Annotated in this window: 10 protein-coding genes; 3 read left to right on the top strand and 7 right to left on the bottom strand. The window is 32.2% G+C overall.

What is annotated here, in order from left to right:
* Positions 1-384 (bottom strand): cation:proton antiporter (locus tag KHW44_RS03140; RefSeq protein ID WP_304065881.1); only part of this gene is annotated, 384 nt, incomplete at its 3' end.
* Positions 385-622: 238 nt separating this feature from the next.
* Here KHW44_RS03140 and KHW44_RS03145 point away from each other — a divergent pair.
* The 3 genes from KHW44_RS03145 (at position 623) to KHW44_RS03155 (ending at position 4,810) form a co-directional block, all read left to right on the top strand.
* The gene (locus KHW44_RS03145; RefSeq protein ID WP_002839880.1) at positions 623-1,159 is read left to right on the top strand and encodes a rhodanese-like domain-containing protein; all 537 of its coding nucleotides are present in this window, start codon (positions 623-625) and stop codon (positions 1,157-1,159) included.
* 69 nt (positions 1,160-1,228) lie between these two features.
* The gene (locus tag KHW44_RS03150; RefSeq protein ID WP_294685457.1) at positions 1,229-2,341 is read left to right on the top strand and encodes a transglutaminase-like domain-containing protein; all 1,113 of its coding nucleotides are present in this window, start codon (positions 1,229-1,231) and stop codon (positions 2,339-2,341) included.
* Positions 2,342-2,434: 93 nt separating this feature from the next.
* Entirely contained in the window at positions 2,435-4,810 is a 2,376-nt protein-coding gene (locus KHW44_RS03155; protein WP_294685458.1) for a cell wall-binding repeat-containing protein, read from the top strand.
* A 31-nt stretch (positions 4,811-4,841) separates the two neighbouring features.
* Here KHW44_RS03155 and KHW44_RS03160 read toward each other — a convergent pair whose 3' ends face one another.
* The 6 genes from KHW44_RS03160 to KHW44_RS03185 all read right to left on the bottom strand — a co-directional run bounded on the left by KHW44_RS03160 (position 4,842) and on the right by KHW44_RS03185 (position 10,142).
* Entirely contained in the window at positions 4,842-7,145 is a 2,304-nt protein-coding gene (locus tag KHW44_RS03160; RefSeq protein ID WP_304065885.1) for a hypothetical protein, read from the bottom strand.
* A gap of 8 nt (positions 7,146-7,153) precedes the next feature.
* Positions 7,154-7,945, bottom strand: a complete 792-nt coding sequence (locus tag KHW44_RS03165) for a metal ABC transporter permease (protein ID WP_002837808.1) — start codon at positions 7,943-7,945, stop codon at positions 7,154-7,156.
* A gap of 7 nt (positions 7,946-7,952) precedes the next feature.
* Positions 7,953-8,615, bottom strand: a complete 663-nt coding sequence (locus KHW44_RS03170; RefSeq protein ID WP_304065887.1) for a metal ABC transporter ATP-binding protein — start codon at positions 8,613-8,615, stop codon at positions 7,953-7,955.
* Positions 8,608-9,552: a metal ABC transporter substrate-binding protein gene (locus tag KHW44_RS03175; protein ID WP_304065889.1), complete on the bottom strand. Its 945-nt coding sequence runs from the start codon at positions 9,550-9,552 to the stop codon at positions 8,608-8,610. Before KHW44_RS03175 ends, KHW44_RS03170 begins: the two co-directional genes overlap by 8 nt.
* A 215-nt stretch (positions 9,553-9,767) precedes the next feature.
* Positions 9,768-9,914, bottom strand: a complete 147-nt coding sequence (locus KHW44_RS03180; protein ID WP_002835918.1) for a YvrJ family protein — start codon at positions 9,912-9,914, stop codon at positions 9,768-9,770.
* A gap of 9 nt (positions 9,915-9,923) precedes the next feature.
* On the bottom strand, positions 9,924-10,142 hold the full coding sequence (locus KHW44_RS03185) for a DUF2922 family protein (protein WP_094206589.1): 219 nt from the start codon (positions 10,140-10,142) through the stop codon (positions 9,924-9,926).
* Positions 10,143-10,218: the final 76 nt, after the last annotated feature.

Here is a 10,218-nt window from a genome sequence, read left to right on the forward strand (position 1 = left end):
GCTTCGTAAAATCGAACTCACCGAAGCAAAATCCGTGGAACCTACAACGGATCCCAAAAGCATGGATTCAACGAAACTGATTTTAAGTACAAAATAACAGAAAGCTCCCGTAAGAACAGATGTCAACACAACACCTGCACTTGCCATGATAACTCCCTGTGTTGTCACTGGTTTTGCCATTTTCAAATTTGTACCGAAACCACCGTAGAACATAATAATCAAAAGCGCAACGCTTGAAAACTCGTCCACAAACCTGTAATTATTGAAATCTTTTCCGAAAAAATTAAAAGATATTCCTAAAATAATAAACAATAGAAACGACGGAATACCATATCTATTTGAAAATTTAACAGCCAAAAGCGCCAACAAAAGCACAATTGCCACGATAATCCTCCTTGGGAGATTGATAAATTAATAAAAATATTGAATTAATTATAGTATATCATAATAAATTGTAGGGTTTTTTTTGAAAAACAAATATATATCGCACAATTTTTTCGTCATTTATAGAAAATGACACAAATTTGGCATAAAAACAGCCTATTTATAAATTATTTCAATAAATGAAATACAAATTTTACGATATAATTAATATATAGAATATTTTAGGAGGGATTACATAATGAAGAAATTCATTAAAGCTTTAACATTGTTTGCCATGATTTTAGTATTGGCAACTGGTTGTCAAAAGGCTGCTCCAGGAGCTGCAAAAGGTCCTGGTACTGCAAAAGACGGTAACGAACAAAAAATTGAAACTGCAAGTATGAAACTTGTAAATGCTGTTAACAAAGGTGGATATGAACTTGTATCTACAGAAGATTTGAATTCTTGGGTTGAACAAAAGAAAGACATGGTTATAGTTGACACTATGCCAGCTAAATCTTTTGACAAAAACAGAATTCCTGGCGCTGTAAATGCTGAATTGCCTATGAAAGCAGACGAATTAAAACCAGAACAAAAAGAAGCTTTCTTGAAAGCTTTGGGAGAAGACAAGAACAAAACTGTTGTTGTATATTGTGGTTTTGTTGGCTGTGCTAGAAGTGATGTCGGCGCAGTTCTTGCAAAAGAAGCTGGATTTACAAATGTATATCGTCATCCAGGTGGAATTGTTGCTTGGATGGATGCAGGATATAAAATCGAAGGTTCTGCAGCAAAATAAGATATTTAATTGGGCAATATTTAATATATTGCCTAATTTTATGCAAAAAAATATAAAGGGGGATGTTTTTTGAAAAAAGCATTGAAGATTTTACTTTTATTGGTTTTTGTATTTAGTTTATCGGCTTGTGCCAAGAATAATACACAAGAAACTAAACAAGAAGAAACTAAAAAGCAAGATTCTAATAAGGTAGAAATCAAAAAAGAAGAAAAGAAGGAAGAAAAATTCGCAGAAAGAAAAGGTACGTTGACAACAAATGTTGATTTATCAAAATACGAAAAGGGTAAATCTGTAAAATTGTGGCTACCAATTCCACAAGATTCAGAATACCAAAAGATTACTAATGTTAAGGTAGATTTGGATGAAGCTCACGCTAAACAACAACAAACTACTGACAAATTAGGAAACAAAATGCTTTATGTTGAATGGGACAAGGAAGCTACTGATCGTAAGGTTTCTCTTTCTTTTGATGCTGATCGTAAGGAAATTAAAAGAGGAGAACTTTCTGAAAAAGAAGACCATGCTAAAAAGGACGAACTTAAGGAATTCTTGCAACCAAACAGCATGATGCCTGTTGATGGTAAAGTTAAAGAACTCGCCGACAAAATCACTGAAGGCAAGACTAATGATTTGGACAAAGTAAAAGCAATCTACGATTGGACTATCGCTAACATGAACCGTGACGAATCTGTAAAGGGTTGCGGTACTGGTGAAGTTGAAAAATTATTAGGTCATCCACAAGGAAAATGTACTGATATCCACTCAGTTTTCGTATCTTTGTGTAGAGCAGCCGGCGTTCCTGCACGTGAAATCTTCGGTGTAAGAATGAGCAAAAAGCCATCTGATGATGAAACTAAAGGTCAACACTGCTGGTCTGAATTCTACCTTCAAGGTCATGGTTGGGTAAAAGCAGATCCAGGCGATGTTTTGAAGGCTGTTTTGAAACAAAAATTAGACAAATCTGATGAAAAAACAAAAGAACTTGCTGACTATTATTGGGGAGGAATGGATTCACTTCGTGTAGCATTGACTACAGGACGTGATCTTACTCTTGAACCAAAACAAGATGACAAACCACTTAATAACTTCTGTTATCCATACGCTGAAGTAGAAGGTAAAGCTCTTGATTATTACAATCCAGCAGATTTTGAATACAACATCAAATTTGAAGAAGCAAAATAAATCAAAGTAAAGAATAGGCACTATTTGTGTCTATTTTTTTGTTTTATGATAGAATAATCATATAAATAATAATTTAATAGTGAAGGAGTAACAATGAATAAACAAACACTAGCCGAAATTCTAGCGGTAACGATATCTTTATCATCAGCTATCGCACCTATTAGCACAATTGCTGCACATGAACAAAATACTCAGATTTCAAGTAGTATGAGCAACAAAACGCTAACGAACGAACAATTAAAGAAGGAAATATCAAAATTACAAAATGAAATCAACCAACAAAAGCAAACACTAAAACAAAAAAACGATTCGATACCAGGATTAGAGAATAAAATACAACAAGATAAAGTCAATTTAAAAAATTTAAAAGAATTAAAGTTTACACTAGATATAAACAAGACTAATTACGAAAAATCAATCGAGGATACAACTAAAGATTGTAATGATGTAAAATCTAAATTGGATAAAGCAAAATCACAGTCGATAGGATTATCTCCATCTGAACAACAAAGATTAAACGAATTATCTAAAACTTATGAAAATGAGGAACTTGACGGTCTAAGATTTTATAAATCTTTAAATGATAAAGACATCAATGAAGATATAAAATTTTATGATAGACATCCGTCCACAGCTGTACCAGGTAAATCAAATTTAGACATGGCTTTGATGGATAGAGAAAATAGTGCATTAGCTTTAAATAATCAGATAATATCAGCAAAAATGTTAATTAAAGCTAATGAAAGAAGAATTCAGTATGGACTTAAGCCGATTAATACATCAGCTTATATTCAATTTAACACTCAAGTAAAACTTGAAGGCGATAAAAGAATATATTATCATTATGATGCTGGAAAAGGGCTTTATGATTTGTTTGAAAATCTTTTGTTTGGCGGAGACTCACCTTCCACACAAGATTGGCAAATAAATCTTGATAATTATTTTAAAGGTTGCTATGAGCTCGAAAAAAGAGTTTTTGATTATATCATTAATAAATTATATCCTGGAACTACTTTTAATTCTCTTGAAGAAAAATATAGATTTTATGAAAATCATATAAATGAAATGGAAAATGAAGCAACTAAATTGAACGAGCAAATTGGACATTATACAAATCTATTGCTTACTAATATAGATTTTGTGCTTCAAGGAATGGCTACTTCTAACGACTTTGTCAATAATACATTCTTATACGAAGAATTTGTAAGACTTAATCACTTGTCTGAGCCAATCCCTCCTCAACAATTGCTAAATCAATTAGAGGCTTTTAAAAGAAATGACACGGCTTTACGAAACGAATATAAAGCTTTATTAGCTAAGAAAAATGGTCAATCAAATCAAGCAAAATTAGTTGCTCAATTAGAAAATCAATTAAAAGAATTGACTCAAAAACTTTCCAAATTAAAATCTAATTTGGATGATACCGAAAAAAATTTAAAAGACACTCAAAATAAAATTGGCAATGTTGAACAATCTATAAAACAAAATACATCAACACTTAATTCAACGAAGAATGAAATTAAAGCTTTGGTTGAAGATTTAAATACAAAAATAGAGCAAATAAATGATATGAAAAGAAAAATCAAAGATTCTAATAAGCTTGATTATGTAAAAGATCCTACTATTCCTTCAGATCCAATAAGATTTTCGGGAAGAGATAGGGTTAAAACTTCAATTGAAGTAAGCAAAAAATCGTTCGTCGATTCTAATTATGTAATCTTAGCAAGTGGTGCAAATTATCCAGATGCTCTTGTATCATCTTCACTTTCTAAAATGTTGGATTGTCCGATAATTTTAACAGACAAGGATAAATTAAGAGATGATGTACAAGCTGAATTGCAAAGATTAAATGCTAAAAATATAATTTTAGTCGGTGGTAAAAGTTCAATATCAGATAAGGTGAAGTCTGATTTGTATGCATATAATGTTGAAAGAATTGCTGGCCACTCTAGATATGAAACATCAAGTTTAGTGTATGAAAAGTTAATCAAACTTGGACTAAAAACAAATGATGTTGTGGTGACTTCAGGAGAAATTTTCGCTGATGCATTATCTGCAGGATCAATTTCTTGTAAAAACAGTACCCCTATTTTATTAGTCGAAAAAAACAAAATACCTGATTGTATTAAAAAGCATTTGAAAAACAATAACGCAATCATTGTAGGAGGAGAATTTTCCGTATCAAAATCTGTTCAAAATAAAATTAAAAACTCAATCAGACTCAACGGAAAAAACAGATATGAAACATCATTAAAGGTTGCCAATTATGCTTATAAAAACCCTGAAAAGTTAATATTAGCATCAGGAGATGATTATCCAGACGCTCTTATAGCATCTGTAGTGTCTAATAGAATGAAGGCTCCTATAATACTTTCACCAAAAAATTCAACTGATTATGTTAAGGATAATATCAACAGTAAGACTATTTATATTGTAGGTGGCGAAAAATCAATATACTATAATAAATAAACCAAAATCGGCTCTTAGTGAGCCGATTTTTTTAAATGTTTGCTGAGTTTGTCTCAGTTGTTTCTTTGTTATTTTCTGTAGGAAGATTTTGTTTTTCTTCTGAATTTTGTTTTTTGTTTTCTTTATTTTCTTGTTGTTTTTCTTCTGATTTATCTTCTGGTTTTTTATCTTCTACAGGTTTTTTGTTTGTTGCTTCTGCTGTTTCTTTTTCACCAATTTCTTCTTCTGTTTCTTCAACTGTTTCTTCTTCTTGTTTTTCAAGCTCTTCGTCACTTGGTATTTGAGGAAGTTGTCCTTTGAAGATTATTTCTCCGTTTTTCTTTTCAAATTGACTTATATGGAAACTATTTGTTGTATCTTTAGTGTAAATGTCGACAGTTTCTTGTCCTATTGAGAAGATTCTTGATGGATCGTTTATTTTATAGTGAGATTTCAAGAATTCTATTATTTCTTCGATATTCAAGTCTGATTTGTATGTCAAATCTTCTTGTGGATGTTGGAACTTGTATTTCAATGTTGCAACTACATCTTTTGCTGTGAATCCTTTCAATGCTCCAGATTTTTCCATTTTTACCAAATCTTTTATGCTTATTGCATGGTAGTGGTCTCCATGTAGCCAGTAAAATACGTTGTCTTGTTTGTCTTCTGTTCCCATGATTGCGATTCCATCAGTCAATTTTCCATATCCTGTCATGTTTCGTAGATTGTCGTTTAATACTGCTTCGATTCCTTCGACTTTGTTAGCTTTTATGTCGTCATAGTTGAATACATCTGTGTCTTCTACTTCTACATTTCCTACGTCGATGTAATCTTTGATATATTCTGCATTTGGGTAGTGATCTTTCGGATTTACTCTGACTACTGCGATTTCTTCATCTCCTCTGTACAAATGCCAATGATCTTTGTGGTCTACGATTTTTGTGATATTTTCTGGCCATTTGAATTCATTATCGTTTTGTGAATTATTGTTTTGTGAATTATTGTGGCTTCCTTCATAATTTCCAAAATAAGCATTTGGATAAAGGTCTTGTGGGTTGGTGTATGTTATTGCTTCGTTTCCGTTAGAGTCGTAAATGTGATAGTGGTCTTCGTGTTTTAAAATTTTTACGATGTCAAATCTGTTAATTTCATTTACTGTTTCATCTTTTCCCAAAACTTTGGTTATTTTTAGTTCTTGTATTTTTTGTTCTCTTGTTTTTTCTGTTGGTTGTTCTTTTTTGTCTGGTTTATTGTTTTGTGGTGTGTCTGTTGGGTTTTCAGGCAGATTTTCTTGTGGTGTGTTGTCTTTGTTGTCTTTTCTTGGTTGTTGTGGTTGTTGTGTGTGACTACCTGTATATATTCCAACAGCTACATCTGGATACTTGGAAGATGGATCTTCATAAGTTATGAATTCTTCTCCATTTTTTGTGTAGATGTGCCAATGATCGCCGTGTTTTAGAATCTTGACTACATTGTGTTTTTTCTTCTTGTCTTCTACTTTTACAAGCTTTTCGTCTTTTATTAGCTTGTCTGAATTTTGTTTGGCGAGAGTTTTCTTAGAAGATTGTTTTTGTTTTTGTTTTTGTCTATCTTCTCTGATGATTTTTTCAATCATTTGTTTTCTGTTGGCGTGAGTTCCAACGTACTGTCCATACTCTGCGTTTGGATACAAGCTTCGTGGGTCTGTGTATGACACGAATTCATTACCTTTTGATGTGTAGATGTGATAATGATCACCGTGTTTTAAGATTTTGATAACTCTTTCGTCATTTTTTTCAATTGTTTGTTTTATTTTTTGTTTTTCGTGTGCTATTGTTCTAGCATCCATTCTTTTGTTATTGTGTTTTCTGTGATCACCGTGACTTCCTACATATTTTCCTACTTTTATGTGTGGAAACATTGCTGATGGGTCTTCGTAAGTTAGATATTCTCCACCATTTCTTAAGTAAACATGCCAGTGATCGCCGTGTTTTTTGATTGCAACGACATTTTGACCTTTGAGTCTATTTTTACCAACAACGCTGACCATTTCTAAGTTGGATGTGTTTTGTAATTTATTAGGGTCTTTGTATGTGATTTTTTCCCTGCCGTCTTTGGTGAACACATGCCAATGGTCTCCGTGTTTTACGATTTTTGCGATATCTTCTTTTTTGATTTCAGAATCTATCAACACTTCTGTCGTCTTGTCTTTTTTTATTGTAGATTGTTTGTTGCTGTCAGTTGTTTGTTCAACTTTTTTTGCAGATTCGTTTGTTTGCTCTGATTTTTTTTCTGGTTTAGAAAAAAGTGAACATGAACTTAAAATGGTTGAGCATAAAACCACAGCCAATATTATTTTTTTATTACTATTTTTCATTTTTACTCCTATTTTCTCTTTATTATTAATGAAATTATCAACCAAACGACTGATAACAATACAATTACAGATCCCGGTCTAAGGTTTAATGCATACGATATGAAAAGACCCAAATACACGAAAATAACCGAAAATATTATTGAAACGATTAGTGTGTTCTTGTAAGTTTTGGTGTATTGCATAGCGCTAATACTCGGTAATACAAGTAGTGATGACACTATAAGTGAGCCTATTGTTTTCGCTGAAATTGATATAGCTATTGCCGACAAAAATGTCACGCAAAAATTTATAAATTTTATATTAATCCCCAATATGCTAGCAGCTTTCTGATCGAAAATACTCAAGTACAAGCTTTTGTACAATAGGCTATAAGAAATCAAAACGAAAGCTGACACAGCTATTACCAAATAAAATTCTTCATCACTTATGGTTACAATTGATCCAAACAAATAAGATGAGATGCTGTTGGTGTTTTTCACCATGGATGAAAATATTCCTGCAAGACCAATGGATGCTGCAAGTATTATAACCGTTGATATTTCCTGATATGATTTCAATCTATTTCTGATAACTTCAATAGACAGCCCCGCAAAAACACACGCGATGATTGCCGCCAACAGTGGATTGAATCCCAATGCAAGTCCAATAGTTAGTCCTGCAAGTGATGAATGAGAAAGTGTATCTCCAATCATCGATAGCCTTTTTAATAGAACGACCTGTCCCATACAAGGAAGTATTATTGCAATCAACCCTCCAACGATGAATGCTCGTTGCATAAATTCGTATTCAAATATATCCATATTCTCCTCACAGACTAATCTCGTTATTATTAATTATCATTGACTTTTTATCTTTGATTTTAATAGCATAATCAATGTATTTTTTCGCCAAATCAAGCTGATGAGTTATCACGACAACAGTTTTGTTTTGATTTTTGAGAGTTGACAAATTCTGGAAAAATTCATCTGCAAACTTCTTATCTATACCACTTGTAGGCTCGTCCAAGAAAATAATCTTCGCATCTTTTATAAGTGCCAGAACAATTCCAAGCCTTTGAAGTTGTCCACCAGACAATTCATCCAATGCTTTTTTCCTGTGTTCAAAAAGTCCCACTTGTTTTAAATATATACTTGCATCAGTCTTTTTCTTCAAAAAAGACAAATGAATCTTCACAGCTTCCTCAATCGTAGTCGGAAAATTCCTATACGATAAAACAGAATTTTGGGAAATATACGCCAAATCTCTAAAATGATTATCCTCTTTTATATCAGTACCAAAAAGTATTATCTCTCCATCGTAGTTGTTTAGATTGTGCAAAATAAGATTCATCAAAGTAGACTTACCAGCGCCATTCTCACCAACTATTGCGACAAAATCTCCTTCTTTTACAGAAAAATTCACATTATCTAAAATCAGATTTTTGTCGTAAGCAAAAGATAAATCACTGACAGAAATTACATCACTACTCATTAAAAGCTTCCACAAGTGATTTTAGATTTTCTTCCATAAGCTTCAAAAATCCCTTGGCAACTTGATTTTCATCGAGATTTTCCATAGTGTACAAAGTAGATGTTTTCGTGTTGGTATTTTTTGCCAAAGTCTCTGCAACTTTTGGTGTAGCCTTCCCTTCAAAAAATATTGTAGAAATATGCTTATCCTTCACAAAATCAGCTATAGTTTTTAGTTGTTTTGCAGTAGGTTCATCCTCTGGAGAAATACCAGTCACAGCAACTTGTTTCAAACCATAATCATCTGCCAAATAATTAAATGCAGCATGAGAAACCACGAAATACTTCTCCTTGCTCTTTACCTTAGAAAGTTCTTGCTCGAATTTTTTATCCAACAAATCAAATTTTGCAGTAGAATCTTCTAAATTTTTCTTATAAAAATTTTCATTTTCTGGATCAATCGAGGATACTTTCTCATAAATAGTATTCAACATTTTTTCAGCATTCTTTACTGAAAGCCAAGTGTGTGGATTGATAGCTTTCATATCCGAACCTTCACTTGAAGAATCCAACAAAGTTAGCCCCTTAGATAAATCCAAAAACTTTCCATCATCATTCATAGATTTTTTCAAATCATCAACAAAAGACTCCATTCCAGCGCCATTGTAGACAACCAAATCTCCCTTTAAAATATCTTTCATATTATCTGAAGTAAGTTCAAAAGAGTGCGGTTCTTCGTTCGTCTTGATAATAGTCTTGACATCCATCTTGTCTTGGACAATCATCTTCGTCAAATCTGCAACAGGAAAAAACGTCGCATAAATTGTCTTCTTTCCGTTAGTTTTTGTCGTATCTTCTTGCTTTGTGTTTTGAGTTTTTGAATCTTGTTTGCTACACGCAGTCACAAAAACCAAAACTAGCGCCAAAAGCACCAATAATTTTCTAAAATTTTTTATCATTAATTCCTCCTTAAATGCAAATGATTTGCAACAATCATTATAATACACTAATTAATAATGATTCGCAACTATTTTTTCAAATTTTTTTTATTTTTTTTTAAATTTTCTTTAATTTTTTTAGATTTCACACAAATTACACACAAAAAACGGCAAATCTCGTGTGAGACTTACCGTTTCGTTAGAAAAATTTTAGGAAATGATATATGAAATTAAGGTTATCTGTTTAAGTTAGTGAGGATGGCGTTAAGCTTTTCAATGGAGATTTTGATGTCTTCTAATCTGGATTCAACTCTGATTAGAAGAAATGCTGTCACTGAAATGGGAAAGCCGACGTTACCGACAAAACTTAAGAATTCGTCCATTTGTTATCCTTATTGTATATTCATTGGTTTTTTATCTACAGTTATTACATCTGCTGAGACTTTTTTGTTGTAGATATCTTTTTTGCCAGTGAATGTTTTTGCTTCTAAGATTTTGTCCATTATTGTGCTGATTTCTTGTTCAGTTTTCGCACGGTCATAGTTAGTTAAATTGATGGTCATTGTTTCATTTGAATCATTGCCTATTTTGATTTGTAAATATTCTTGCATTTAAATACCTCCTAAAGTTCTGTTTCTTCTACTACATACGCATGTTTTTCATCAGAATCTACTAATGAATTGATTG

It is taken from the genome of Finegoldia magna (assembly GCF_018371055.1).
GTDB lineage: Bacteria > Bacillota > Clostridia > Tissierellales > Peptoniphilaceae > Finegoldia > Finegoldia magna_I.

Excerpts from the sequence above, each read along its gene's own strand:
- KHW44_RS03175 (WP_304065889.1), bottom strand. The coding sequence starts at position 9,552 with ATGATAAAAAATTTTAGAAAATTATTGGTGCTTTTGGCGCTAGTTTTG.
- KHW44_RS03185 (WP_094206589.1), bottom strand. The coding sequence starts at position 10,142 with ATGCAAGAATATTTACAAATCAAAATAGGCAATGATTCAAATGAAACA.
- KHW44_RS03155 (WP_294685458.1), top strand. The coding sequence starts at position 2,435 with ATGAATAAACAAACACTAGCCGAAATTCTAGCGGTAACGATATCTTTA.
- KHW44_RS03160 (WP_304065885.1), bottom strand. The coding sequence starts at position 7,145 with ATGAAAAATAGTAATAAAAAAATAATATTGGCTGTGGTTTTATGCTCA.
- KHW44_RS03170 (WP_304065887.1), bottom strand. The coding sequence starts at position 8,615 with ATGAGTAGTGATGTAATTTCTGTCAGTGATTTATCTTTTGCTTACGAC.
- KHW44_RS03180 (WP_002835918.1), bottom strand. The coding sequence starts at position 9,914 with ATGGACGAATTCTTAAGTTTTGTCGGTAACGTCGGCTTTCCCATTTCA.
- KHW44_RS03165 (WP_002837808.1), bottom strand. The coding sequence starts at position 7,945 with ATGGATATATTTGAATACGAATTTATGCAACGAGCATTCATCGTTGGA.
- KHW44_RS03145 (WP_002839880.1), top strand. The coding sequence starts at position 623 with ATGAAGAAATTCATTAAAGCTTTAACATTGTTTGCCATGATTTTAGTA.